The sequence below is a fragment of the Glutamicibacter sp. GQ173 genome, from assembly GCF_059759215.1.
The window spans coordinates 274,477-300,583 of sequence record NZ_JCAXDT010000005.1 but is presented as its reverse complement, the minus strand read 5'-3'; the positions used below and the strand labels follow the sequence as shown (position 1 = coordinate 300,583).

General features: G+C 62.5%; 22 protein-coding genes and 1 tRNA gene. 13 read left to right on the top strand and 10 right to left on the bottom strand.

Annotated features, from left to right (window positions below; all coding sequences use genetic code 11):
• Positions 1–90 precede the first annotated feature (90 nt).
• On the bottom strand, positions 91–498 hold the full coding sequence (locus AC6CHO_RS10575) for a Fur family transcriptional regulator (RefSeq protein WP_498214960.1): 408 nt from the start codon (positions 496–498) through the stop codon (positions 91–93).
• A gap of 152 nt (positions 499–650) precedes the next feature.
• On the opposite strand from AC6CHO_RS10575, the gene AC6CHO_RS10570 reads away from it, so the two are divergent.
• From AC6CHO_RS10570 to AC6CHO_RS10555, 4 genes are read left to right on the top strand one after another with little or no spacing between them, the layout of a single operon-like run.
• Positions 651–1,346 carry an MBL fold metallo-hydrolase gene (locus tag AC6CHO_RS10570; RefSeq protein ID WP_498214959.1) on the top strand — a complete coding sequence of 232 codons (696 nt, stop codon included), beginning with the start codon at positions 651–653 and terminating at the stop codon, positions 1,344–1,346.
• Between the two features lie 5 nt (positions 1,347–1,351).
• Complete coding sequence (locus tag AC6CHO_RS10565) at positions 1,352–2,182, top strand: sulfurtransferase (RefSeq protein WP_444664530.1); 831 nt, start codon at positions 1,352–1,354, stop codon at positions 2,180–2,182.
• A gap of 27 nt (positions 2,183–2,209) precedes the next feature.
• Positions 2,210–2,638, top strand: coding sequence for an HIT family protein (locus AC6CHO_RS10560; protein ID WP_498214958.1), 429 nt, complete (start codon positions 2,210–2,212; stop codon positions 2,636–2,638).
• A gap of 6 nt (positions 2,639–2,644) precedes the next feature.
• Positions 2,645–3,022, top strand: a complete 378-nt coding sequence (locus tag AC6CHO_RS10555) for a hypothetical protein (protein WP_498214957.1) — start codon at positions 2,645–2,647, stop codon at positions 3,020–3,022.
• On the opposite strand, the gene AC6CHO_RS10550 is transcribed toward AC6CHO_RS10555, so the two are convergent.
• Positions 2,976–4,145 (bottom strand): Cmx/CmrA family chloramphenicol efflux MFS transporter, encoded by a 1,170-nt coding sequence (locus tag AC6CHO_RS10550; protein WP_498214956.1) that lies wholly within the window; start codon positions 4,143–4,145, stop codon positions 2,976–2,978. The two genes, AC6CHO_RS10555 and AC6CHO_RS10550, sit on opposite strands and share 47 nt — an antisense overlap.
• A 186-nt stretch (positions 4,146–4,331) precedes the next feature.
• The gene (gene hrpA / locus AC6CHO_RS10545; RefSeq protein ID WP_498214955.1) at positions 4,332–8,270 is read right to left on the bottom strand and encodes an ATP-dependent RNA helicase HrpA; all 3,939 of its coding nucleotides are present in this window, start codon (positions 8,268–8,270) and stop codon (positions 4,332–4,334) included.
• Positions 8,271–8,668: 398 nt separating this feature from the next.
• Between hrpA and AC6CHO_RS10540 the strand changes: the two genes are divergently transcribed.
• The 3 genes from AC6CHO_RS10540 (at position 8,669) to AC6CHO_RS10530 (ending at position 11,468) form a co-directional block, all read left to right on the top strand.
• Positions 8,669–9,664 (top strand): ABC transporter substrate-binding protein, encoded by a 996-nt coding sequence (locus tag AC6CHO_RS10540; RefSeq protein ID WP_498214954.1) that lies wholly within the window; start codon positions 8,669–8,671, stop codon positions 9,662–9,664.
• Between the two features lie 99 nt (positions 9,665–9,763).
• Positions 9,764–10,684, top strand: coding sequence for an ABC transporter permease (locus AC6CHO_RS10535; RefSeq protein WP_498214953.1), 921 nt, complete (start codon positions 9,764–9,766; stop codon positions 10,682–10,684).
• Positions 10,677–11,468 carry an ABC transporter ATP-binding protein gene (locus tag AC6CHO_RS10530; protein WP_060701275.1) on the top strand — a complete coding sequence of 264 codons (792 nt, stop codon included), beginning with the start codon at positions 10,677–10,679 and terminating at the stop codon, positions 11,466–11,468. Before AC6CHO_RS10535 ends, AC6CHO_RS10530 begins: the two co-directional genes overlap by 8 nt.
• A gap of 365 nt (positions 11,469–11,833) precedes the next feature.
• Here AC6CHO_RS10530 and AC6CHO_RS10525 read toward each other — a convergent pair whose 3' ends face one another.
• The 7 genes from AC6CHO_RS10525 to AC6CHO_RS10495 all read right to left on the bottom strand — a co-directional run bounded on the left by AC6CHO_RS10525 (position 11,834) and on the right by AC6CHO_RS10495 (position 16,791).
• Positions 11,834–12,427 carry an HAD family hydrolase gene (locus AC6CHO_RS10525; protein WP_498214952.1) on the bottom strand — a complete coding sequence of 198 codons (594 nt, stop codon included), beginning with the start codon at positions 12,425–12,427 and terminating at the stop codon, positions 11,834–11,836.
• Between the two features lie 99 nt (positions 12,428–12,526).
• Positions 12,527–12,952: a hypothetical protein gene (locus tag AC6CHO_RS10520; protein WP_498214951.1), complete on the bottom strand. Its 426-nt coding sequence runs from the start codon at positions 12,950–12,952 to the stop codon at positions 12,527–12,529.
• Positions 12,953–13,440: 488 nt separating this feature from the next.
• Entirely contained in the window at positions 13,441–14,637 is a 1,197-nt protein-coding gene (locus AC6CHO_RS10515; protein WP_498214950.1) for an MFS transporter, read from the bottom strand.
• A gap of 134 nt (positions 14,638–14,771) precedes the next feature.
• On the bottom strand, positions 14,772–15,260 hold the full coding sequence (locus AC6CHO_RS10510; protein ID WP_498214949.1) for a GNAT family N-acetyltransferase: 489 nt from the start codon (positions 15,258–15,260) through the stop codon (positions 14,772–14,774).
• A 10-nt stretch (positions 15,261–15,270) separates the two neighbouring features.
• Positions 15,271–15,774: a hypothetical protein gene (locus tag AC6CHO_RS10505; RefSeq protein ID WP_498214948.1), complete on the bottom strand. Its 504-nt coding sequence runs from the start codon at positions 15,772–15,774 to the stop codon at positions 15,271–15,273.
• Between the two features lie 97 nt (positions 15,775–15,871).
• Entirely contained in the window at positions 15,872–16,594 is a 723-nt protein-coding gene (locus AC6CHO_RS10500) for a VIT1/CCC1 transporter family protein (RefSeq protein ID WP_171919452.1), read from the bottom strand.
• 121 nt (positions 16,595–16,715) lie between these two features.
• A tRNA-Arg gene (locus tag AC6CHO_RS10495) sits at positions 16,716–16,791 on the bottom strand.
• 167 nt (positions 16,792–16,958) lie between these two features.
• Between AC6CHO_RS10495 and argS the strand changes: the two genes are divergently transcribed.
• From argS to rho, 6 genes are all read left to right on the top strand, one after another.
• Positions 16,959–18,602, top strand: coding sequence for an arginine--tRNA ligase (argS, locus tag AC6CHO_RS10490; protein WP_498214947.1), 1,644 nt, complete (start codon positions 16,959–16,961; stop codon positions 18,600–18,602).
• 7 nt (positions 18,603–18,609) lie between these two features.
• Entirely contained in the window at positions 18,610–20,031 is a 1,422-nt protein-coding gene (lysA, locus tag AC6CHO_RS10485) for a diaminopimelate decarboxylase (RefSeq protein ID WP_498214946.1), read from the top strand.
• Positions 20,032–21,318, top strand: a complete 1,287-nt coding sequence (locus AC6CHO_RS10480; protein ID WP_498214945.1) for a homoserine dehydrogenase — start codon at positions 20,032–20,034, stop codon at positions 21,316–21,318. It begins immediately after the preceding gene.
• Between the two features lies 1 nt (position 21,319).
• Complete coding sequence (thrC, locus tag AC6CHO_RS10475) at positions 21,320–22,420, top strand: threonine synthase (RefSeq protein WP_257746187.1); 1,101 nt, start codon at positions 21,320–21,322, stop codon at positions 22,418–22,420.
• Between the two features lie 129 nt (positions 22,421–22,549).
• On the top strand, positions 22,550–23,482 hold the full coding sequence (thrB, locus tag AC6CHO_RS10470) for a homoserine kinase (protein ID WP_498214944.1): 933 nt from the start codon (positions 22,550–22,552) through the stop codon (positions 23,480–23,482).
• A 336-nt stretch (positions 23,483–23,818) separates the two neighbouring features.
• The gene (gene rho / locus AC6CHO_RS10465; RefSeq protein ID WP_498214943.1) at positions 23,819–26,077 is read left to right on the top strand and encodes a transcription termination factor Rho; all 2,259 of its coding nucleotides are present in this window, start codon (positions 23,819–23,821) and stop codon (positions 26,075–26,077) included.
• Positions 26,078–26,107 lie beyond the last annotated feature (30 nt).

Here is a 26,107-nt window from a genome sequence, read left to right as displayed (position 1 = left end):
ATGCTTGGTTGCGGGTGGATAACTTTTAGAACACGGTAAAGTTACCAGTCAGCGATGGTATTGACTTGCAAGCTGATGGGAATTCAAGCTTCAGGCGAGTGCTTTGGCGCGGCATTCAGCGCAGATGCCATAGATCTCGACGGTGTGTTCGGGCTCGGAAAAATCGTGTTCAGCAGCAACCCTCGCGGCCCAGCGTTCCACCGAAGGGGCTTGAACCTCGACGGTCTTGGAGCATGACCGGCACACGAGATGGTGGTGGTGGGTTTCAGTGACGCACTGGCGGAAGCGGGCTTCGCCATCGCCGCTGCGAAGGACATCGAGCAGGCCGTCATCAGCCATGGACTGCAGCAAGCGGTAAACGGTGGCCAGGGAAACCTTCTTCTCGGAATCCTGCAACCAGCGGTGAAGCTGCTGGGCCGTAGCGAAATCGTCGATCTCGCTCAAGGCCTGCGTAACAGCCAATCGCTGCTTGGTGATCCGGGTTTCTGGCTGGGACATCTACGTGCACCATTCCTTGACTTCGTCGCGGGTCGGCAAAGGGCCTATCTGCTCGGCCGATCACCTGTACTTCCTCTCAATTTTAGCCAACTTTCCCAGATGATGCGTGTCTGTGGCTGGCACGGGCGGGGCGCGAAGCCTACGCTATGGATATGCGTATCAAAACCAGAGGCCATTCTTGTATTGAACTGAGCACGATCGACGGTTCACTGCTGCTGGATCCTGGCGTCTTTTCAGATCTGACTGGCGTATTCGAAGGCAAGCACGCTGTGCTGGTGACTCATGAGCATGCGGATCACGCCGACCGGAAGGCCATCGTCCAGGCGCTTGAAGCCAACTCTGTTTTAGAGCTCTACGCACCCGCGGCGCTGGCCCGGGAATTGCGCGAGCAGCTTCCTGCGGCCGCCGCTGCCCAGGTGCACACGGTGTGCGCCGGGGCGGACTTCATCGTCGGCGGGATCAAGGTGCGCGCCACCGGTGGTACGCATGCCACAATCCACCAGTCGATCGACCTGGTCGCCAACGTCGGCTACCTGCTCGGTGACCACGCGGTGGGCCAGCCGGTGGTCTACCACCCCGGCGACAGCTATCACGTCCCGGTCGGCGTGCCTGTAGACATCTTGCTGCTTCCGGTCATGGCGCCCTGGGCGAAGATGTCGGAGGCCGCGGACTTCGCGACGGCGGTCAAGGCGGAGGCCTGGGTGCCCATCCACGATGGCCTGCTCAATGAACGCGGTGTCGCGCTGTTTGATCGCCAGCTGGGCGCGATCGCCGAACGCGATGGCAGCCAGTTTGCGCGCCTGGAGAATGGCACCGAATACAAAGTCGAAGAACTCGTAGCAAGGTAGCGCAGATGAACCCTTTGATTTCCGCCCAAGAGCTGAAGGCCCTGCTTCCTGGCGAGTGCGTCCTGCTTGATGTCCGGTGGGTGCTCGGACGGGATGACGGTGCGCACGAGTATGCGCTCGGGCATCTTCCCGGTGCGGTGTTTGTCGATATGGAGCGGGAGCTGTCGGGCGCGGTGGGCGAACATACCGGGCGGCACCCGCTGCCATTGCCCGCGGACTTCGAGGCGGCCGCCCGGCGCTGGGGGATACACCCGCAGAGCCATGTGGTGGTGTACGACGATTCCGGCGCGCTGGCCGCGGCCCGGGCCTGGTGGCTGCTGCGCCATGCGGGGTTCGAGCAGGTTCAGGTGCTCGACGGGGGACTGGAGGCTTGGAGGCAAGCCGCGGGGCCGATCTCCACGCAAGCCCCCGAGGTGAGCCCCGGAACGGTGTCGCTGTCCTGGGGGCGGATGCCGGTGGTGGAATTCGACGAGCTGGAATCCCTGGGCGGGGTCTTGATCGATTCGCGGGCCACGGTGCGGTATCTGGGGATCACCGAGCCGGTGGATCCGGTAGCCGGCCACATTCCCGGTGCGCTGAACCGCCCGACCACCGATAACCTCGATGAGCAGGCACGCTTCTACAGCCCGGAAGCCTTGCGGGCCGCCTTTGAAAAGCTGGGGGCGCAGCAGCCCGGATCGGCCGCCTACTGCGGCTCCGGGATTACCGCGGCCCACCAGGTGCTGGCTGCTGCCAGCGCCGGGATCGAACTCGGACTGTATCCAGGCAGCTGGTCCGAGTACTGCTCCTACCCGCAGGCGCCGATCGCCACCAGCGACGAAAAGCACCGCCACTAGATTTCCGCAACCCGAAGAAAGGCTGCCATGAGCACGCTGTTCAGCAAGATTATCCAGGGGCAGATCCCCGGCCGGTTCGTGTGGCAGGACGAAACCTGCGTGGCGTTCCTGTCCATCGGCCCGCTCTCCGATGGCCACGCCCTGGTGGTGCCGCGCGAGGAGGTCGACGAGTTCACCGATGCCTCAGAGCAGCTGCTCACGCACCTGACCCTGGTGGCGCAGAAGATCGGGAAGACCCAGAAGCGGGTTTTCGGCGCGCAGCGTGCCGGGCTGATGATCGCTGGCTTCGAGGTTCCACACCTGCATGTGCATGTGTGGCCGACCAATTCGCTGGCGGATTTCGACCTGTCCAATGCGGCCGACAACCCGGATCCGCAGGCGATGGACAATAATGCGCAGAAGTTGCGCGACGGGCTGGTCGCCGACGGCCACGGCGAGTTCGTGCCCGGGGCCTGAAAGCCGGTGGCGTTTGTTCGATACCAGTCGAGAACCGCCAATGCCCGTGGCGTGTATCCAGGGATCTTCTCCATGGCCAATGCCCTGGGCCGCGACGGAAAATACAGCGCCGAAGAGCATGCGATTTGGCGTGCCGGGAATGACTGGTACAACGCGGCCTATCCGAATCCGAGCGATCTGCAGCCCGAGATCTACGATCACCAGATCAACCTGGGTGCGATGGCGTGGTTCAAGGACAGCGCGTGGCATCTGCTGGAGCGCGTCGAGCCCTACTTGAGGCTGCTCGACGCGCACCAGATGCCCTGGCAGAAGCTGGAAAGCGAGGATCCGGGAACCGTTATCTACGAGGACGCGGTCCAAGTAATTGTGGTGCCACGAGGCTGATGAGCATGGCCAGCGCCACGAGAAATACAGCCACCCATACCGGGGCAAGCAGCCCGACACCGGCGCTGAGCGTGATTCCGCCAAGAACCGGCCCCAGCGCGCCACCGGCGTTCAGGGCCATGGTCGCGTAGGAACCGCCCATGGTTGGCGCACCAGTGGCAGCATGGATAACGCGGCCGATCAGCGTGCTGCCCACTGCGAATGACAAAAACCCTTGGGCAAATACGAGGGCCAGCAGCGCGGCGGGGCGTTCGGCCAGCAGCGCCAATGCGATCCACCCGGCCAGCAACGGCGGGCCGCCCGTCGCCAGGACTGCCACGGGGCGTCGGTCCGAAACCCGGCCCGCGAGCGTAATGCCCGCAAAAGAACCGAGGCCAAAGAGCACCAGAACCAAAGGCACCCAAGGTTCGGCTAACCCCGCAGTCGTGGTCACGAGCGGCGCGATAAAGGTGAAGACGGCAAAAGTTCCGCCATTGACCAAGGCCGCCAGCAGCATCGTTCCCGCCAATTGCGGCGTGAATAGCTCAGCCAGCTCAGTGATCAGTTGTGGCGCTCGATCGGTCGGCGCACCCTGGGCGCGGGAGACAGGCACTGCCATGAACACTCCAACTATTGCCGGAAGGCAAAGCGAGCCGATCACCCAGAAGACGCTGCGCCAGCCCACATGAGCGCCAAGCAGCGTTCCGGCGGGAACGCCGGCGATGGTCGCAGCGCTGGTGCCCGCCAGCAGGATTGCCAGGGCCCGGCCCTTGAGATGAGCTGGCGCCAGCCTCGTGGCAGTGTTCAAGGCGACTGCCAGGAATCCTGCGTTGGACACTGCACCGAGGATCCGGGTGGTGAGCAACAGCGCATAGTCCGGGGCGAGCGCGGCGGTGGCGTGGCTGATGGCAAAGAGCAACAGGCAGGACAAGAGTGTCGTCCGTTCGGGCAAGCGGCGGGACAGGGCTGCCATCAAGGGCGCACCGAAGGCCATTGAGATGGCGAAGGCCGAGGTCAGCAGGCCGGCGGCGGCCACGTCGACGTTCAGGTCGGTAGCGATCGCCGGAAGCAGGCCGGCGAGCATGAATTCGGATGTGCCCATGACGAAAACCGCCAAGGCAAGGAAGTAGAGGGCAAAAGGCATGGAGGACTCCGAGGTGTTGGAACAAGAATGAGTTCTTCTTGCCACCGCGGACAGCACCCGGGTACCCCTGAATACGACCGCACCAGGTGCGGACGCAGGACTAGCGCACTGCGGGGCTGACGGCGTGGCCGGCAGCCCCATAGGCGTCTGATTCGGGACTCGACATGCCCTACACTTTACCGCAGGCTATAGCTGCGCCAGCCCGTCCTTCATCGCCTTGCGGATGCGCTTTTCGCTCACCGAATAGGCCGTCCCCAGCTCCTGGGCAAAGAGCGAGATGCGCATTTCCTCCAGCATCCACTTCACCTGCGCCAGCATCGCCGGAACGCGTGCGCCCTGTGGCACTTTCTCCAGCGCGCTGTCGTACTCGTCTTCCAGCTTCTGGATCACCACCAGCGCCTGCGAGTCGCGGGTGACCGCGCCGGCGCGCAGCTTCTCCAGGCGCTTTTCGATGCCGGCCACATAGCGCGGCAGGCGCATCAGATTTGCCGCTCCCGTGGCGGCGATGAACCCCGGATAAATCAGCTGCTCCAGCTGCGAGCGGATATCGGTGACCGCTGCGAACATGGTCAGGGACTTGGTGCTCTTCAAATCCTTGTTGATGCGGGTGGACGCGCCGAACACCTTGGCCACGATCGCGGTGATCGTGAAGATGGTATCGATCTGCTCGGCGCGCACCGCTTCAAAGAGGGCCTCGAAGCCTGCCCGGTTCATCGGCAGCTTCTGTGGAACCAGCTGATCCACCGCGGCCATGGTGCAGTCGGCGATCAATTTGTCGATCGAGCCGTGCGGGTTCTGCGTGAAGACCAGCTTCTCCGCGTTGTTCAGGTGCGAGATCACGAATTTTGCCGCCGGCGGCAGGCGCAGCATCAGCAATCGGATCACGCCGCTGCGGTGGGCAGCATCGCGTTCGGCTTCGCTGCGGAAGACCGTCAAATCCACGGTGGTGCCGTTGTCGATCAGCCCCGGGTAGGCGGTGATCTGCTGGCCCATCACGGTGGTGGTCACCTTGGCCGGCAGGGTATCGCCCAGGGTCTGGCCCGAAGGCTCCAGTTGCGGCCAGGTCTCCAGGGCCTTCTGGTCCCAGGCGCCGGTGGCCGCCGAAGCCTGGGCCTTCTTGCGCTGGCTGGCAGCAGCCACGGGCTTCCCGGGCTTGCCAGGATTTCCAGCACCGGGGGAGTTGACCCCGCTGGCCAGTGCGGTCCGGTTGGCGGCGGCGAATTTGTACTGCAGGGCGGCCAGGTCATCGCCCTGGCCGAGCACCTTGCCCGAAGCGTCGGTGATGGTGAAGCCAAAGCGCAGGTGCGGCGGCAGCGTGGCGAAGTCGAAGACCGCAGGGTCGACCACCATGCCGCGCAGCCGGCGCAATACCAGCGCCAGGGATTCGGCCAGATCGTCGGCGGACGGATCGAAGTCGGCGTTGAGCATTTCAAGCGCCTTGGCCGCCACATCCGGGGCGGGCACGAAGTTCTTGCGAATCGACTTGGGCATGGAGCGGATCAGTGCGGTGATCAGCTCGTGGCGCAGGCCCGGGATCAGCCAGGCGAAACGCGCCGGATCCAGCTGGTTCAAGAACACCACCGGAACGCTGAGTGACACGCCGTCGCCCTCGGAGCCGGCGGCGGCAGGGTTGTATTCGTAGCTCAGCGGCAGGTGGATGGAACCAAGCTGCCAGGTGGTCGGGAACAGTGTTTCGTCCAGTTCCCCGCCGTCGGCCAGCAGGGCTTCGGGATCAAAGTCCAACAGCGCCGGATCGGTGGCCCGGGCTTTCTTCCACCAGCGGTCGAAGTGCCGCTCGGAATAAACCTGGGCGCCGACCCGGGCGTCGTAGAACGCGAAGAGGTCATCGTCGCTGATCCGCAAATCATGTCGGCGCATGCGGGTTTCGAGCTCTTCCACCTCTTCGAGCAGGGCCTGGTTTTTGGCGAAGAACTTGTGATGGGTCCGCCAATCGCCCTCGACCAGCGCGTGGCGGATGAACAGCTCGCGCGCCAGGTCCGGATCAACGCGCCAGTAGTGGAACTGGCGGCGGGGAATGATCGGCAGGCCAAAGAGCGTGACCTTCTCATAGCCCATCACCGATCCGGTGCGCTTGGACCAATGCGGTTCGGAGTGCGTGCGCTTGAGCAGGTGCGGGGCCACTTCTTCCACCCATTCGGGCGCGATGGCCGCATTCACCCGGGCCCAAAGGCGCGAAGTTTCCACCAGCTCGGCGGACATGACCCAGGTGGGGGACTTCTTGAACAGTCCCGATCCGGGGAAGATCGCAAAACGGGTGCCGCGCGCGCCCAGATAATCGCGCTTGCGCTCATCGTAGAGGCCAATATGCCCCAGCAGCCCGGCCAGCAGCGACTTGTGGACTTGGTCCTCATTGCCCGCGGGATCGATCGGCGCGGCCGCCACGGTGATGCCCAGCGGCTTGGCCAATTGGCGCAGCTGGGTGAACAGATCCTGCCATTCGCGAACGCGCAGGTAGTTGATGAATTCGGACTTGCACAACCTGCGGAAGGCCGAGGAGGACAGCTGCTTTTGCTGTTCCTGCAGATAGGCCCACAGGTTCAACAGCGCGATGAAGTCGGACTTCTCGTCGGCGAAGCGCTTATGCATTTGAACCGCGCGTTCGCGCTGCCCGGTCTCCTCGCTGGGGCGTTCGCGCGGGTCCTGGATGCTCAGCCCGGCGGCCAGCACCATGAGCTCCTTGGCGACACCGCGATCCGCGGACTCCACTATCATTCGGCCCAAGCGCACATCCAGCGGCAACTGGGCCAGCTTGCGCCCGATATCGGTGAGCTTGGCGGCCTTATTGGATTCCAGGGCGCCGAGCTCGCGCAAGAGGTTCACGCCATCGGTGATGGCGCGGGCTTCGGGCGGCTGCACAAAGGGGAACTGGGCCACCTCGGCGGCGGAGGAGACCACGCCCATGGAGATCATCTGCAGGATCACGCTGGCCAGGTTGGTGCGCAGGATTTCCGGGTCGGTGAATTCGGGGCGCGCCTGGTAGTCGGGCTCGGAGTATAGGCGGATCGCGATGCCCTCGGAGACACGGCCGCAACGCCCCGATCGCTGGTTGGCGCTGGCCTGCGAAACACGCTCGATCGGCAACCGCTGCACCTTGGTGCGGTGCGAGTAGCGCGAAATGCGGGCGGTGCCGGTATCGATCACGTACTTGATGCCCGGCACGGTCAGCGAGGTTTCGGCCACGTTGGTGGCCAGGATGATGCGCGGGGCGCCGCCCGGGTGGAAGACCCGGTGCTGCTCGGCCAGCGAAAGCCGGGCGAACAGCGGCAGCACCTCGTAGCGCGGCATGCGCTTATTGGAGGCCACCAGGGCGCGCAGAGCCTCGGCGGCGTCGCGGATTTCGCGTTCCCCGGAGAAGAAGATCAGGATGTCTCCCGGGGCTTCGCCACTCAGCTCCTTGACCGCGTCGGTGACCGCATCGAGCGGGTCGCGCTCTTCTTCCAGGGAGTTCTCGTCGGCGTTCTCGGCGTCCAGCTCGGCTTCGGCCTGCAATGGCCGGTAGCGCAGTTCCACCGGGAAGGTGCGCCCGGAGACCTCGATGATCGGGGCCGGCTCAATCTCGCCCGATGGCAGCGGCGTCCCGAAGTGCTCGGCAAATCGTTCCGGGTCGATGGTGGCCGAGGTGATGATGATCTTCAGCTCGGGGCGCCGGGGCATGATCTGCTTGAGGTATCCGAGCAGGAAGTCGATATTCAGGCTGCGCTCGTGGGCCTCGTCGATGATGATCGCCGAATATTTTTTCAGCAGGCGGTCGCGCTGGATTTCGGCCAGCAGAATGCCGTCGGTCATGACCTTCAGCTTGGTATTGCGCGAAACCTCGCCGGTGAAGCGCACGTGGAAGCCGACTTCGTCACCGATCTGGGTGCCCATTTCCTCGGCAATACGCTCGGCTACGGTGCGCGCGGCGAGGCGCCGGGGCTGGGTGTGCCCGATCATGCCCTGCTCGGCCAGGCCGAGTTCGATGAGCATTTTGGGCAGCTGGGTGGTTTTGCCCGAACCGGTTTCGCCGGCAATGACAACTACCTGGTTCTCGCGCACCGCCTTGAGGATGTCTGCGCGACGGGATGAGACCGGGAGGGCTTCGGGATACGTAATGCTAAGCGCCATGATGTTCCCATTCTATTCGTGCCACGCGCATTCGTGGTGGCCGCCGGGCCGAAGCCCGGGTCGACACCAAAAATGCGCCGTGGGGAGCAGCGCGCCAAGAGTCAAATTTTCAGATTGTCCAAGCAATTGTCGACAACTTAAGGCCGAGAAATACAAAACTTCCAGATACTGGCGCAATCCGGATAATTTGTGTCCACTAGAATCCAGATCAAGATGCAAACGTCTAGGAATCGACCTTGATCGTAGTCAAGGTGAGGTCGTTCACATGTAAGATCGAGGGTAATCATCGACGTGTTGCCTGGACGGTTCCCGCATGCTGCGCAGCTGTTGCGCTTCATAACCGGGCATCCGCGCTATCGGTGGGATTCACTCGCAAGGGAACTTTGAAAGGAACTTCAATGAAGAGCTTCACCGCCATGAAATTCGCTGCAATTGCAGCAGCTGGTGCACTGGCCTTGACCGCTTGTGGCGGCAGTGGCGACGGGGGCACGGCTGCTGGCGGCGACGATGCTGTCAAGATCGGCATTTCCCAGTTCGTCTCGCACCCTTCGCTTGACGCCGTAGTCACCGGTTTCAAGGCTGGCATGGAAGAAGCCGGCTACACCGGCGACAAGATCGAATACGACATGAACAACGCCGAAACCGATCAGGCAACCAACACCTCGATCGCCGGCAAGCTCGCCGCCGATTCGGATATCGACCTGGTGTTGGCAGTTGCCACGCCTTCAGCCCAGGCTGCAGCGCAGGCGATCACCAACGTTCCAGTGCTCTTCTCCGCCGTCACTGACCCGGTAGATGCCAAGCTGGTAGCCTCCAGCGAAGCGCCTGGGGCCAACGTCACCGGCACCTCGGATATGAACCCGGTCGACGAGCAGCTGCAGCTGGTCAAGGACCTGGCGCCTGACGCCAAGAAGGTCGGAATCGTCTACTCCTCGGGTGAAGCCAACTCGGCTGTCCAGGTGAAGATGGCTGAGGAAGCGGCCAAGTCCCTGGGCCTGACCATCGAGAAGGCGGCAGTGTCGGCATCGAGCGAAGTCCAGCAGGCTGCCAGCTCGCTGGATGTGGATGCATACTACGTGCCAACCGATAACGCAGTGGTTTCCGCTCTGGAAGGCCTGCTGCAGGTCGCCGAGAAGAACGACGTCCCGGTGATCTCCGCTGATGGCGAGTCCGTCAAGCGCGGCGCCACGGCAACCTACGGAATCAACTACGAGAAGCTGGGCGAGCAGACCGCCGCCATGGCCGTGAAGATTCTCAAGGGCGAAGCCGAACCGGCAACCCTGCCAGTGGAGACCATCTCCGAGGTTGATCTCTACCTGAATGAAAAGGCCGCCAAGAAGGTCGGCGTTGAATTCACCGATGAGATGAAGAAGGAAGCCGTCGAGGTTTACTAAACCCCGGCAACAACTTACCGACGCAAGGCGGGGCGCATAACCTGATGCCTCGCCTTTCGTCGTGACTACTCGCAAAACTTACAACTCAAGGATCCACACATGATCACAGCGGTTGAACTCGGCCTGATTTACGCCATCATGGCGCTCGGGGTGTACCTGACCTTCCGTATCCTGGACTTTCCCGACCTGACCGTCGACGGCAGCTTCACCACCGGTGCCGCCGTTGCCTCGGTCGGCATCGTGAACGGGATGAACCCATGGCTGGCCACGGTGCTGGCCTTCTTCGCCGGCATGGTTGCCGGTGTCATCACCGGCCTGCTGCATACCAAGGGCAAGATTGATGGCCTGCTCGCCGGTATTTTGACCATGATCGCGCTGTACTCGATCAACCTGCGCATCATGGGCAAGGCCAATACGCCGCTGCTCGGGGAGGAGACCCTGATCAGCCCGATGCGAGCCTCGGGCATCCTCGGATCCTGGGCATCGGTCGCGATTTTCTTCGCCGTGTGCCTGGCATTGGTTGCGGTGATCGTCTGGTTCCTGCACACCGAATTGGGCATGGCCATGCGCGCCACCGGCGATAACCAGGAAATGATCCGCTCCTTCGGCGTGAGCACCGACAACCAGAAAATCCTGGGCCTGGCGCTGTCCAATGGCTTGGTGGCGCTGTCCGGCGCGGTAATCGCCCAGTACCAGGGCTTCGCCGATATCGGCATGGGCATCGGCCTGATCCTGATCGGCCTGGCTTCGGTCATCGTCGGCCAGGCCATCTTCTCCCAGCGCTACATCTGGCTCGCTGCCATCGCCGTGGTCTTCGGCGCGGTGATCTACCGCCTGGTCATCCAGCTGGCACTCTCGGCCGGTCTGCAGGTCAACGACATGAAGCTGATTTCCGCGGTGCTCGTGGTGGTCGCACTGCTGCTGCCGAAGTGGAAGGGGTTCCAGAAGATCATCAAGACCTTCACGAAGCGCCCGCAACCCGTTACCGAATCCAAGGAAGAGGTTCGCACCAATGCTTGAAATCAAGAACCTGTCGCGTACGTTCTTCCCCGGAACCGTAAACGAGCGCAAGGCACTGCGCAACATCAACCTGAACCTGGCTGACGGCGAATTCGTCACCGTCATCGGCTCCAATGGCGCTGGCAAGTCCACGGTGCTGAATATGGTGGCAGGCAAGCTGCAGCCTGATGCCGGCTCGGTGGCCATCGGGGGCAAGAACGTCACCAAGCTGGCCGATTACCAGCGCGCCAAATACATCGGCCGCGTTTTCCAGGACCCTATGGCCGGAACCGCCCCGACCATGTCCATCGAGGAGAACATGGCCCTGGCCTACGCCCGCGGACGTTTCCGCGGCCTGGGCCTGGGTGTGGGTGCCAAGCGCCGGGAACTGTTTGTCGAGGAGCTCAAGAGCCTGGAACTCGGGCTGGAAAAGCGCCTGAAGACCAAGGTGGGGCTGCTCTCCGGCGGCCAGCGCCAGGCGCTGAGCCTGCTCATGGCGACGTTCTCCAAGCCGAAGATCCTGCTGCTCGATGAGCACACCGCCGCCCTGGATCCGCAGCGTGCGGCGCTGGTCTCGCGCTTGACCAAGGAAATTGTTGAACGCCACCAGCTGACCACCCTGATGGTCACGCACAATATGGAACAGGCGCTCGCCCTGGGCACCCGCTTGATCATGATGCACGACGGGCAGATCATCCTGGATTTGAACCAGGAAGAGAAGTCCAAGATGACCGTCAAGGACCTGCTCGACGAGTTCGGGAAGATCAAGGGCGCGCAGCTCGACGACAAGACCATGCTCCAGTAATTGAACCGCTATTCGCAGGCTCCGTACCCATGTAAGGGACGGGGCCTGCGATGGTTAAGATGCGGGTGCCGACGGCCAGTGAAACTGAATGACCATTAGATCTTGGCGCATACCTGCGCCCGCTCAAGGGGATGAAACATGGACGCGGGTGGCCAGCTACATCGAGCACAGCCTCGGGGAAACTAGTCAATGTCGGTCGCTGATTGCACGGCAAGTGTCCGGCAGCTGTGGAATTCCTTTAGATGCCAGGAACCTGCCCATCGCGCCGTTGCTGCACGACTTTCATACCGTCGCGTAACGAGCACCTGTAGGTCCTGCTGGATTTCCTTGGTTTGGCTGAATAGTCTTGTCCGACGAGGATGAAGCTAAGCCAAAAGGTGAATCAATTCCGTTAGCGATTGAATTTGGTAGTCGGCAAGATTCGCTTCGGGGCGTCGGGCGTGAATGTGTCCCCAAGGCCCCCGAACAATGAAAGCTGTTTTCATTCCCGACTTCCGGGCGGGCAGAACGTCGTTGTCTAGCCGATCTCCAACATAAATAATGGAATCAGCGGCCAGCCCGGACTCTTCCATGACACGAGCAAAGAATTTATCGTCGGGTTTGGCAATGCCCCATTGGGCAGAAGACGCGACAAAGTCCGCCGAAATTCCAGCTTCCGCTAATTGCCTGATGGCACCCTCGGGCTGGTTTCCGGCAATGCCGATGCTCAAGCCAATACCTTGGAGGGCACGAAGGGTGGACGTTGCGTCGTGGTAGAGATCCGAGGGAAGTATTTGTCTTTCATGGTCAGGGGCTCGGATGCCGAGCACTTTCCAAATCAGTCGATGATCCATGGAACGCTCAATCAGTGATCCGAGCATCGCTAAAAAAGTGGAAGCCGATATGCCAGCGGCGCGGGCCTGTGACAGCCAGTCGCGAGACTCATCAACTAGCGTCTCGCCGACGTCGAAAACGGCCATTCTTATCCCTGTCGCTGGATCAGCGCTCATTCGCTGGTGCCCGCCACTCGATGACGCAAGATTGGCCTGTCGGGATGCCTGAAATTGTGAATTCCAAGACTAATTGTTGCGTGTGAGGGGGGGTGGGTCCGGGTAGTAGATCCAAGTGGCGTCCCAATCGGTTCCAGTGCCACCAGTACGTCCGCCAACGCAGATATAGGTGGTCCCAACGTCATCGGTAATGTTGGCCTTGACGGGTTCAAGTATTGAGTTGCTAGGCATTTGCGGCGCAGGATCTGCTTGGTCCGCGCCATGTTCATGTCTTTTTGAGTCCCACAATTCCAAGGCGGAGTAGAACTGCGAATCCAACCGGTGGGTTTCATCATTGGTGACACCTCGCAGATGGAATTCCAAACCTGAATCGCGGACCGTGACATGTCGAGAATATGGGAGATTTGAGGTCAGATTGAGACCCTCAAAACGAATATCTACCCCGCGGTGTGTGGCGATTACTAGATCCATTGGCGCTGAAATTATGCGTGGCATGGCCACAGCCTACACGGGTACGCAGAAGGTGCAATAGGCAATGCGATGCCCGCATTAGCACGAACCGAGTGGATGACGACAAGTCACTGGCCAACACCGTAGTTGAATTGAATAACACGTCTCTGCCAGAGCTAATTCTGCGTTAGCTGTCGAAATTCCGACGGACGATCGCCGCATCTCGGCCACTATATATTTGGATATCTTCAATGCAGCAGCTTACGAGAGTGCCAAAACAAGTACGGGTTGGTCGCCTTCATCCATATCAGAAAAGAGCTGGAAGCAAGGAGTTTTCGGTTCTGGCATCTTGGGTCCCCTGCTAAGTAAGGCATGTACCTTGTGGTCCAGAAGTTCGTCATAGCACTGTCAGTTCTGGTGGTGAATAGAGAAGTCATAAATCGCTGGCTGCGGTCAGCTCCTTCTATCGTGCAAATCAGTTCTCAGTCACCGAGCAATGGCCAAAGGGCCAATAACGCGCTGACAAGTCTTCACTAGATGGCAGTTTCAGGTTCCTTGCCAATGCCTAGCCAAGCCAACGCCACGCAAAGCGCGAAGATGCATGCTCCAAGGACAATCGGCAGAATGAGGCTGACATTACCCAAGAGTCCTCCGACCACGGATCCTAGCGCCAGACCGGCTAATCCGAGGACCCTACTCGCTGCACTGACCCTACCCATCAGGTGCTCAGGCACCAGTTGCTGGCGCAAGGATAGCGAACAGATATTCCAAATCACTGCGTGCATGATGTACAAGGCCAACATGATTCCGGCCAACAACGCTGATGTGCTGAATGCGAGTACGCCTAAACTGAGAGATCCCAGAGCAATACTTCCTAGTATCACGTTGCGGTATCCCAGAACGTGGCGAAGCTTTGGTGCGACGGCACTTCCAGCAAGCCCACCAAGCGCAGAAAATGCAAGCAGCAGCCCGTAGCCGGTGGAATCCAGGCCAAGTTGTTCCTTGGCAAATAACACCAGAATAGAAAAAGCCATCATGTACCCGACGCTGGCTAATCCACTGATCATTGCCAAAGCGCCAACCAAGCGGTGCTTCACAAGCCAACGAATTCCTTTCCCAGCCTCAACCCAAATGCGCTGGCGCTCGCCGGAACCAACTGTTGGACGTGCGCCACGAGGCAACGCTAGCGCGATCAGTCCAGCAACGGCCCAAAGTCCTCCCATTGCATATAAAGGGATGGCAGCGGCGAAGGCGAAAAGAAATCCTCCGAGGGGAGGGCCCGCGAATTCATCGGTTATCAACTGCGTGGCCGCGATCTTGCTATTGGCTTGATCTACCCTTTCAGCGCTCACCAGTTGTGGCAATAATGCGATCGCCACGGTGTCTGCCGTGCCCTCCAGAATGGCGATGAATGCCATGGCCAGATAAAGAACCAGCAGATTAGGGCCGGAGAAATGAAAAGCTAATGCCAAGACCAGCAGGGCGATCCCACGCAAAATATTTGCTGAACTGAACAAATTACGTCGGTCGAATCGGTCCACCCAGACTCCAACGGGTAAGGCGAATAGCAAACGTATCGCGGCGTAGCACAGCGACAGCCCGGCAATAAGGCGGGGATCCTGAGTTAGAGAAGCCGCGATTAGCGGAATTGCAACAAAGGCCACTCCATCGGCAAGGTTGGACAGCGAAGATGCTGCCCACAGAACAGCGAATCCGCGTTGAGTAGCCACGTTCCCAGCGTATCTGTATGAATTATCAAAACTGAGTCGATTCACGAGCCAGGTGGGAACAAACCCCTGAGCTTCAGTGAGGGGTTATTCGCTGGAGTGGGTGAGCAGCAGTCGCGGTTCGCATCGGTAACTTTCTAGCCCATTGTCTTAGACAGCAGGAATTCCATACGTCCGGACGTTTCATCTGCGAGTTCCTGACCGGTATGCCGGTAGCCGTTGGCCTGATACACCTCGATCGCACGCGAATTATCGGCAATTACCCATAAGCGGAGTTCCAAGTGGCCGGCGCTCGCTGCATGGCGGTCCACCTCGTCTAAGAGTTTGCGTGCGACGCCTTGCCCCCAGAAATCCGGCGCAACGGCGACGTAGTAAATTTCCAGATAGCCATCGTGGGGTGCGCAGAGCGTGAATCCGGCGGGTTTTCCGTCTTTGGAGGCCATTACGAGCCTGGCCTCCGGCAGTGCCATGCGACGTTGAACTCCAGCTAGCGCTTGGTTGCGGTCTGCGGTCATGGGCCTGTGATCGCGTTGCGCGGCAGCTTGCGCCCAGATCCTCGCAGCATGGTCAATGCATTGCGAATCCTGCCGCGTCGCTCCTATAAAGGTGAGCGATGAGTCGTCCATGCGCATAGTGCTAAGACCTCAGATCCAAGGTGCAGGAATGTCCGGTCGCAAGGCCGTCCACGACAAAATCCAGGACCAACCGCCCGGCTTCTTGCGGGGGAGCGGGGGCGTAGATCCACGTGGCTTCCCAAGGCGATTCAAGCGAGGCTGTCTCACCACCGACCCACATGTATTCCGTGCCCAAATCGTCTGTCACTTCAGGTTCGATGCGCTCGAAAAATTTATCACTCGGCAGTGGCGGTGCACTTCGGGCGATGCTTGCTCCACGCTCCTCGACCCCAGCCATCCAAGCCTCTTTCTTGCTGCAGAAGTCCGCGTCGAGTTGGCGGGTCATTTCATTGGGCACAGCGCGCAGCGTGAACTCGAAACTTGAAGTGAACCCGACATCGCTGTCTTTGGATTCAAGGTGCCAAGGCGGGAGTTCGGTAGATAAATTGAGCCCGGCAAAAGCAACATCAACGCCTTGGCGGATGGCGACGATTAGATCGTGCGGAGCTGATTCCATGCGTGCCATGGCATCAGACTACACAGCGAGTCATCGAAGATGCCCCTTCGCTAAAGGATGCGCCGTGTCTGCCTAGCCACCAAGCGAAGCGGCAAGTGCGTTTGCTCTAGATAATTCCGCTGGAGCCGAGCAGCGAACCAACGAAGAATGTCGCAGCCAAGGCCAGCGCGCCACCGATTACCAGCCGAAGCGCTGAGACCCGTTTGGAGCTTCCACCGATGTAGGCGCCGAGCGTTCCGGTGAGCGCCAGGGCAACGAGCACCGCGGCAAAGGTCACGGGAATGCGGATCTGTTCCGGTGGCAGCATGATGGCAAGCATGGGCAATATCGCGCCAACCACGAAAGCCGCGGCGGAAGCATAGGCCGCATGCCAGGGGTTGGCCTCTTCTTCTTCGTCGATATTCAGCTCTGCCGACAAATGGGCTGCCAGCGGATCGTGTGCGGTCAGTTCGGTGGCCACCTGCATCGCGGTTTGCCGGCTCAGCCCCTTCGCCTGGTAGATGCCGGCAAGCTCAGCGAGCTCTGCCTCGGGATCTTCGGCGAGCTCTTGGCGTTCCTTCTCCACCAGGGCGCGCTGGGAATCCCGTTGGCTGCTGACCGAAACATACTCGCCCAGTGCCATGGAGATGGCACCGCCGATCACCGCGGCCATTCCGGCAATGAAGATCGGGGCTGACTGGTTGGTGACTCCTGCTACGCCTACGACGGTCGCCGCCACCGAGACAATGCCGTCGTTGGCGCCGAGCACCCCGGCACGCAGCCAGTTGAGGCGTTCGGCGAAATTCAGGTCATGAGGTTCGCCGGGATGGGCATTAGCTGATTGGCTCATGCCCCAAGATAAGCACCGGTCGTACGATCAGCGCTAGTTCTTGCTCGCGACGGGATGGGGAAAACGGCGATCCGAGAATAAAAAAATTGCAGGTCTGGGATAACCAGAACCTGCAATTTGCTGGTGCCCCTGAAAGGAATCGAACCTTCGACCTTCTGCTCCGGAGGCAGACGCTCTATCCACTGAGCTACAGAGGCGTGTTGCTGGGCAACAGAAGAAATACTATCAGGTGGTGTGCTGATCTGCGCAATTCGAGCAGCCAGGTTGTGCTGTGTTGCAAAAGTCACCGAGCCCGGCAAGCCTCACAGCCTTGGGGGAGTCATGAATGCTGAATATGCGGTGCAATTACCGGTATTCTTGAACGGTGACTCCTGAAGAACTCTCCGCAGCAATATCCGCATGCCTCACCGAAGCCGTCGCCGCTGGTGAAATCTCCGTCGAGGTTCCAGACACCGTGCGTGTCGACCGTCCCAAGAGCCGTGAGCACGGTGACTGGGCGACCAACATCGCGCTGCAGCTGGGCAAGAAGGCCGGCATGGCCCCGCGCGACTTCGCGCAGATCCTTGCCCGACGCCTTGCCGAGGTTCCAGGAGTCGGCGCCGTGGACATCGCAGGCCCCGGCTTTTTGAACATTACCCTCGAAGCTGGCGCTGCCGGCGAGCTGGCCCGCACCATCGTCGACGCCGGTACAGCCTATGGCAGCAACCAGGCACTGGCCGGCCACGTGGTCAACATGGAGTTCGTTTCGGCGAATCCAACCGGTCCGCTGCACATCGGCCACACCCGCTGGGCTGCCCTGGGCGATGCGATCTCGCGCGTCCTGCGCGCTTCGGGCGCCTCGGTCACCAGCGAGTACTACATCAACGACGCCGGCAACCAGATGAACGTCTTCGCCCGCTCGGTCTACAACCGCATCCATGGCCTGCCGGTTCCCGAGGGCGGCTACCCAGGCGAATACATCAAGGAACTGGGCGACATCGTTTTGGCTCAGAACCCTGAATTGGGCGAACTGGAAGAAGCCGAAGCCATCCCCGCGCTGCGCGATGCCGCCTACAAGGCGCAGCTGGCAGACATCAAGTCGACCCTGGCAGACTTCGGCGTCAGCTTCGACGTGTACTTCTCCGAGACCGCCCTGCACGAAGGCGGGGCCGTGGCCGACGCCGTAGCCCGCCTGCGCGAGCAGGGCCACATCTTCGACCAGGAGGGCGCCGTCTGGCTGCGCACCACCGACTTCGGCGATGACAAGGACCGCGTGCTGATTCGCGCCAATGGCGAGCCGACCTACTTCGCTGCCGACGCCGCCTACTACCTGTCCAAGAAGGACCGCGGCTTCGAAGAGAAGATCTACCTGCTCGGAGCCGACCACCACGGCTACGTCAACCGCCTCAAGGCCATTGCCGCCTGCGCGGGGGATGACAAGGAAAAGAACATCGAGGTGCTGATCGGGCAGCTGATTAGCGTCAACGGCGCCAAGCTCTCCAAGCGCGCCGGCAACATCATCGAGCTGCGCGATTTGATCAACTGGATCGGTGCCGACGCGCTGCGCTACTCGCTGGCCCGCTTCCCGGCTGATTCGCCGATCGCGCTGGACCCGGAGCAGCTGAAGAAGAACACCAACGACAACCCGGTGTTCTACGTGCAGTATGCCCACGCCCGCTCGGCTGCCGCTGCCCGAAATGCCGCCGCCAAGGGCGTAACCCGCGACGAGTTCGATGCCGCGCTGCTGACCGACCCAACCGAAAACGAACTGCTGGCAGTGCTCGGCCAGTTCCCTTCGGTGGTCGCAGGCGCTGCTGAATTCCGCGAACCGCACCGCATCGCCCGCTACCTGGAACAGGTCGCAGGCGCCTACCACTCCTGGTACGCCGCAACCCGCATCACCCCGGTGGCTGAGGACGAGGCGATCTCCCCGGTGCACAGCACCCGCCTGTGGCTGAACGACGCCGCCACCACCGTCTTGGCAAATGGATTGGAACTGCTGGGCGTTTCCGCCCCAGAGAGGATGTAAATAGCCGATGGCCGTATCGCCGCTAGCCCCGCAATGGCTGCAATTCCCCGAAAACATCAACGCGCTTCGCCAGATCGAATGGGCTTCGGGGGTTTCCCGCGAAGCTAGCGGCGAACTGTCCGTCCAGGGCATCACTGCCAGCGCGCTCGCCGAAGAATTCGGCACGCCGCTGTTTGTGCTCGACGAGAACGACTTCCGCGCCCGCGCCCGCGGTTTCAAGACCGCCTTCGACCAGGCGTTCAAGGAGTTGTGCGGGGGAGTAGATGTCTACTACGCCGGCAAGGCCTTTGTCTGCACCGAGGTGGCCCGCTGGGTGGCCGATGAGGGGCTGCGCCTGGACACCTGCTCCGGCGGCGAATTGGCGGTGGCCCAGGCCGCCAGCGTTCCCGCGGCGAATCTTTCGCTGCACGGAAACAACAAGTCCGCCGCGGAGATCACCCGCGCCATCACCATGGGCGTCGGGCGCATCGTCATTGATTCGCTCGATGAGCTCGAACGCGTCATCACCCTGGCCGGCTCCCTGGGCCGCACCGCAGAAGTGATGCTGCGCATCACCCCGGGAGTGCACGCCTCGACCCATGAGGCGATCGCCACCGCCCATGAGGACCAGAAATTCGGGCTGTCGATCCTGGCCGATGCCACCGGCACCTCGCCGGCCTTGCGCGCCGTGGCCCGTGCCATCGAAGCAAAGAACGTGAACCTGCTGGGCCTGCACGCCCACATCGGTTCGCAGATCTTCGAAGCCGAGGGCTTCGCCATGGTCGCGCGCACCATGCTGGGCTTGCTCGCGCAGATCCGCGAGATCCACCACGTGACGCTGCCCGAGCTGGATCTGGGCGGCGGCTACGGCATCGCCTACACCTCCGAGGACCACCCCTCCACCCCTGCGAAGCTGGCCAGCCAGATGGCCGAGGTCGTTGCCGCGACCTGCCAGGAACTGGCGCTGGACTGCCCGCGCATCTCGATCGAGCCGGGCCGCGCCATCGTCGGCCCAACCACCTTCACCCTCTACGAGGCAGGCGTCCGCAAGGACGTCCAGGTGGAGGACGCCAGCGGAGAGCTGTTCCCGCGCCGCTACATTTCGGTGGATGGCGGCATGAGCGACAATCCGCGCCCGGTGCTCTACGACGCGCAATACAACGCCGTGCTCGCTGGCCGTATGACGCAAAGCGACGCAATTATTTCTCGCGTAGTTGGGAAACATTGCGAGTCAGGTGACATAGTCGTGAAGGACGTTTACCTGCCCGAAGACGTGGCCGCTGGCGACTTGCTCGCGGTTCCGGCCACCGGCGCCTACTGCTGGGCCCTGTCGAGCAACTACAACTACCTCACCCGCCCCGCGGTGGTAGCGGTACGCGATGGCCAAGCCCGCCTGATCGTGCGCAGGGAAACCGAAGACGACTTGCTAGCCCGCGACATGGGAGTTTAATTGAGCGGCGAAAAGAACCTGAAGGTAGCCCTGCTGGGTTGTGGCACGGTCGGAGCCCAGGTGGCCCGGATCCTGCTGGAAGACGCGAATGAACTGGCATCCCGCTCGGGTGCCGGACTGCAGCTGATCGGCATTGCAGTGCGCAACCTGGAGACCAAGCGCGATGTGGACCTGCCCAAGGAGCTTTTCACCACCGATGCGCTGGCACTGATCGAACAGGCCGACGTGGTCATCGAGCTGCTCGGCGGGCTGGACCCGGCCGGGCAGTACATCGCCGCCGCCCTGTCCAAGGGCGCCAGCGTGGTCACCGGCAACAAGGCGCTGATCGCGCTCAAGGGAGCCGAGCTGAACGAGGTGGCCGCAGGCAGTGGCGCCCAGCTGCGCTATGAGGCCGCCGTGGCCGGGGCGATCCCGATCCTGCGCCCGATCGCCGATTCGCTGGCCGGGGACCACATCACCAAGGTGATGGGCATCGTCAACGGCACCACCAACTTCATCCTGGACGCCATGGACACCACCGGCGCGGCCTTTGACGACGTGCTGGCCGAAGCCCAGGCGCTGGGATACGCCGAAGCCGATCCGACCGCCGACGTGGGCGGGCACGATGCCGCGGCCAAGGCCGCCATCCTCGCCTCGCTGGCTTTCCACACCAATGTGTCCTCGGAACAGGTTTCCACCGAAGGCATCACCGAGGTCACCGCCGAGGATGTGGCCGCCGCTGCCGAGGCCGGCTACGTGATCAAGCTGCTGGCCATCGCAGAACAGGGCGACGCAGGCATTTCGGTGCGCGTCTACCCGGCGCTGATCCGCCGCGGCCACCCGCTGGCCACCGTTCACGGGGCCTTCAACGCGGTCTTCGTCGAAGCCGAAAACGCCGGGGACCTGATGTTCTACGGCGCCGGGGCCGGAGGCAATGCCACCGCCAGCGCCGTGATGGGCGACGTGGTCGCCGTGGCACGGCAGATCGCCGCCGGCGGGCCGCTGCCCAACGGCTCCGTGCACCAGCGCCCGCGGATGCTGGATTTCGACGCGATCACCACCCGCTACTGGATCGGCCTGTCGGTCAAGGACCAGTCCGGGGTGCTCGCGGCCATCGCCACCGTCTTTGGCGAGCACGGCGTGTCGATCCAGTCGATGAGCCAGCAGGGCGACGCGCACTCCGGCGCGCAGCTGCGCATCCTCACCCACCAGGGCACCGAATCGGCCCTGGCCAGCACCGTCGAAGCACTCAAGGCCTTGGACGCGGTGCACTCAGTACTATCCGTTATGCGAGTTGAAGGAAACTAACGTGGCTCACCAGTGGCGCGGAGTAATCCGCGAATATGCCGAACGCCTGCCAGTAGACGAGAACACCAAGGTCATCACCCTGGGCGAGGGCGGAACCCCGTTGGTCTACGCCCCGGCCCTGTCGGCTCACACCGGCAACGAGGTGTACCTCAAGGTCGAGGGCATGAACCCGACCGGATCCTTCAAGGACCGCGGCATGACCATGGCGATGACCGCTGCGGTCGCCGCCGGCGCCAAGGCCGTGGTCTGCGCTTCCACCGGCAACACCTCCGCCTCGGCTGCGGCCTACGCCACCCAGGCCGGCCTGAAGTGCGCGGTGCTGGTGCCGGACGGCAAGATCTCCATGGGCAAGCTCTCCCAGGCCATCGCCCACGGCGCGGATATCATCCAGATCGACGGCAACTTCGACAACTGCCTCGAAGTGGCCCGCAAGCTCAGCGAAAACTACCCGGTGTTCCTGGTCAATTCGGTGAACCCGGCCCGCATCCAGGGCCAGAAGACCGGCGCCTTCGAGGTTGTCGACTTCCTGGGCGACGCCCCCGACTACCACCTGCTGCCAGTGGGCAACGCGGGCAACATCACCGCGTACTGGAAGGGCTACAAGGAGTATTCCTCCACGTGGACCAACGAGGCGGGCAAGGAACTGGAACCGGTTTCGACCAAGAACCCGATCATGTGGGGCTTCCAGGCCGCCGGCGCCGCGCCGATCGTGGCCGGGCACCCGATCACCGAACCCGACACCATCGCCACCGCCATCCGCATCGGCAACCCTGCCTCCTGGGAACAGGCTGAGGCGGCCCGCGACGAGTCCGGCGGGCAGATCGACTCGGTGACCGATGAGCAGATCCTCGAAGCGCACCGCTGGCTCTCGGCCCGCGAAGGCGTATTCGTGGAGCCAGCTTCGGCAGCCGGCGTGGCCGGACTGCTCAAGCACCATGCCGCAGGCAACGTGCCCACCGGCAAGAAGATCGTCATCACCGTCACCGGCCACGGACTGAAGGACCCGGACTGGGCCCTGAAGCAGGCCGATGGCTCCGAGGTCGCGCCGAAGAAGGTGGCCTTCGACGTGGTCGAGGTCGCCGGCGCACTGGGCCTGGCCTAGAACCTTCTGCCGGGAATTCCCGGCACCACACGGCCCGCCGCGCGCAGAAGCGATCCCGCTGGGATCAGCCGTCAGCCGCGGCGGGCCGTCGTCCATTAACCCTTGACCTGTTCTGACACTGAAGGAACCATGACTGCGCAGATCGCCCTCGGCCAGCACCTGATCGTTTGCCCGCCCGCCACCTCCGCCAACCTTGGCCCGGGCTTTGACTCGCTGGGCCTGGCCCTGGAATACCGCGACCGGTTGGAAGTGCGCACCGCCCAGTCCAGCAGCGCGCAGATTGACGGCGAGGGTGCCGGCGAGCTGCCGACCGATGAATCGCACCTGATCATCAAGGAAATGCGCCGCTACTGGGCCAAGGCAGGATTTGAAGCGGCCGGGGTGCAGCTGATCGCCCACAACCGCATTCCGCACGCCCGCGGCATGGGCTCTTCGGCGGCGGCCATTGTTGCCGCCTACGCCGCGGCCGACGCTTTGCTGCCCGAAGGATCGCGCGGCGGCACCGAAGCGGTCTTCCAGGCAGCCGCGCAGTGGGAAGGCCACCCTGATAATGTGGCACCGGCCGTTTTTGGCGGCCTGAGCATTTCCTCGACCAGCGCCGATGGCAGCTTCCGCTCGGTGCAGGTTCCCTTGCACCAGGATTTGCGTGCGGTGCTGGCAATTCCCTCCAACGGGCTGTCCACTGAGGTGGCCCGCGGCGCCCTGCCCGCCCAGGTGGACCACTCCATCGCCGCCGCCAACAGCGCGAGCGCTGCGCTGCTGATTCATGCCTTGAGCAACGATCCGTCGGTGCTGCTGGCCGGAACCAAGGACTATCTGCACCAGGACTACCGCGCGGCATCCATGCCGCAGAGCGCCGCGCTGATCGCAACGTTGCGCGAGGCCGGACTGGCCGCGGTGGTTTCCGGGGCCGGGCCGACCGTGCTGACCTTGGTGGCCGGAGATGCGCAGGTGGCCGAGGTGCTGGCCAGGATTGACGAATTTTCTGCCCATTCCACGGTGTCGTGGCGTGCGGAAGTTCCCACGCTGGCCGCCAACGGTGTTACAGTAGAAGTGCTGTAGCACTATGGCAGGCCGGATTGCTGGGTCGTTACCCGGTTCAAATCCCTTTTGGCCAGTGTTGCTGCGGATAAGTTCGGTTCTTGAACCCCATTTTGTCCGTCCAGCCGTTCCGGATCTTCCTGCCGTTCACAGCACCTTTGATATCCCACATTCATGCACAGCCTCGTGCCGTCGAGATATCAGTTTCCTCATATTCCACCGCAGTTTAGTGCCCTGAACCCTGGGCTCGCTCGGTGGAGCGTGGAGCAACCATGAAATCTTCGGCTGCTGCACAACATTTACGGCACAGTGGGCCTGCCTAGAAGCGGCCCATCCTACGAGTCAGAAGGAACTTTCGTGACCGAAACCACGAGCCTCAACGAAGGCGTGGACACCAAGACTTCCGAAACCAAGAGCGCCGGTCTGGCCTCTTTGAAGATGACCCAGCTCCAGCAGCTGGCTTCGCAGCTGGGCATTACCGGCGGATCGCGAATGCGCAAAGCCGACCTGGTCAAGGCCATCGGCGATCACCAGCGTGGCGGCTCCGTTGCCGCCAAGGACGCCAAGGCCGCCAAGGCTGACACCGAAACAGCGGCAGCGCCAGCCGAGCAGCCAAAGGAAACCAAGGCCCGCTCCCGCCGCGCACCGAAGGCAGAAGCCAAGGTCGAGGCCGAAGCAGCACCTGAGGCCCAGCCGGCCGCAGAGCCAGCTGCCGCCGAGCAGAAGCCAGTGCGCACCCGCCGCCCATCGCGCCGCGTGACCGACTCGGGCAAGGCCCCGGGCGCCGCCGAAGCGAAGACCGAGGTGCCGGAAGCTGCCAGCGAGACCGAAGCAGCCCCAGCAGAGCAGAAGGCTCCGCGCCAGCGCCGCAACTCCAAGGCCAAGGCAGAAGCCGCCGCCGAGCAGCCAGCAGCGAACGCCGAGCCAAAGGCCGAAGCCGCTGAAGGCAACGGCGAAGCCCGCGAGGAGCGCCGCGAGCGCAACAACAACCGCCGCGATCGCAACAACCGCCGCGAGCGCAACAACGACCGCGCCGAGCGCAATGACCGCGGCGAAGCCGCCGAGTCGGAGAACAACGGCGAGGCCCGCGAAGAGCGCCGCGATCGCAACAACCGCCGCGAGCGCAACAACGATCGCGCCGAGCGCAATGACCGCGGCGAAGCAGGCGAGTCGGAGAACAACGGCGAGACCCGCGAAGAGCGCCGCGAACGCGGCAACCGCCGCGAGCGCAACAATGACCGCGCCGAGCGCAACAACGAGCGCACCGAGTCCAGCGAGACCGAGGGCGGCGAAGAGCGCAACGAGCGCAATAACGATCGCAATGATCGCAATAACCGCCGCGAGCGCAACAACGATCGCAATGATCGCAATAACCGCCGCGAGCGCAACAACGATCGCAATGAGCGCAACAACGACCGCAATAACCGCAACCGCCGCAACCGCCGTGATGACGACGAGCCGCAGCTGAGCGAAGACGATGTCGTGTTGCCGGTCGCCGGCATCCTGGACGTGCTGGAGAACTACGCGTTCGTCCGCACCTCCGGCTACCTGCCAGGCCCCAACGACGTCTACGTCACCCTGGGCCAGGTCAAGAAGTACAACCTGCGCAAGGGCGATGCCATTGTAGGTGCCATCCGCCAGCCGCGCGAGGGCGAGACCCCGAACCCGCGCCAGAAGTTCAACGCCCTGGTGCAGCTGACTTCGGTCAACGGCAAGAAGCCGGAAGACAACCGCGAACGCGTCGAGTTCAACAAGCTCGTTCCGCTGTACCCAACCGAGCGCCTGCGCCTGGAAACCGATCCGAAGCTGGTCGGCCCGCGTGTCATCGACCTGGTGGCCCCGATCGGCAAGGGCCAGCGTGGCCTGATCGTTTCGCCTCCGAAGGCCGGCAAGACCCTGATCCTGCAGGCTATCGCGAACGCGATCACCATCAACAACCCAGAAGTGCACCTGATGATGGTTCTGGTGGACGAGCGTCCCGAAGAAGTCACCGACATGCAGCGCACCGTCAAGGGCGAGGTTATTGCCTCGACCTTCGACCGCCCGGCCGATGACCACACCACGGTGGCCGAGCTGGCCATCGAGCGCGCCAAGCGCCTGGTGGAAATGGGCATGGATGTTGTGGTCCTGCTGGACTCGATGACCCGCCTGGGCCGCGCCTACAACCTCTCGGCTCCAGCCTCGGGCCGCATCCTCTCCGGTGGTGTGGACTCCGCTGCGCTGTACCCGCCAAAGCGCTTCTTCGGTGCTGCCCGCAACATCGAAAACGGCGGTTCGCTGACCATCCTTGCCACCGCACTGGTGGAGACCGGGTCCAAGATGGACGAGGTCATCTTCGAGGAATTCAAGGGCACCGGCAACATGGAACTGCGCCTCTCGCGCCAGCTGGCAGAGAAGCGCATCTTCCCGGCCGTCGACGTCAACGCGTCGAGCACCCGCCGCGAAGAGCAGCTGATGAGTGCCGAAGAGGTGCGCATCATGTGGCGCCTGCGCCGCATGCTCTCGGGCATCGATCCGCAGCAGGCACTTGAAGTGCTTACCGGCAAGATCCGCGAAACCGGATCCAACGCAGAATTCTTGATGCTGGTCAACAAGACCACCCCGCACAAGGATTAGCACCCCTGCCTGCCATGGCGTCCAGCCAGC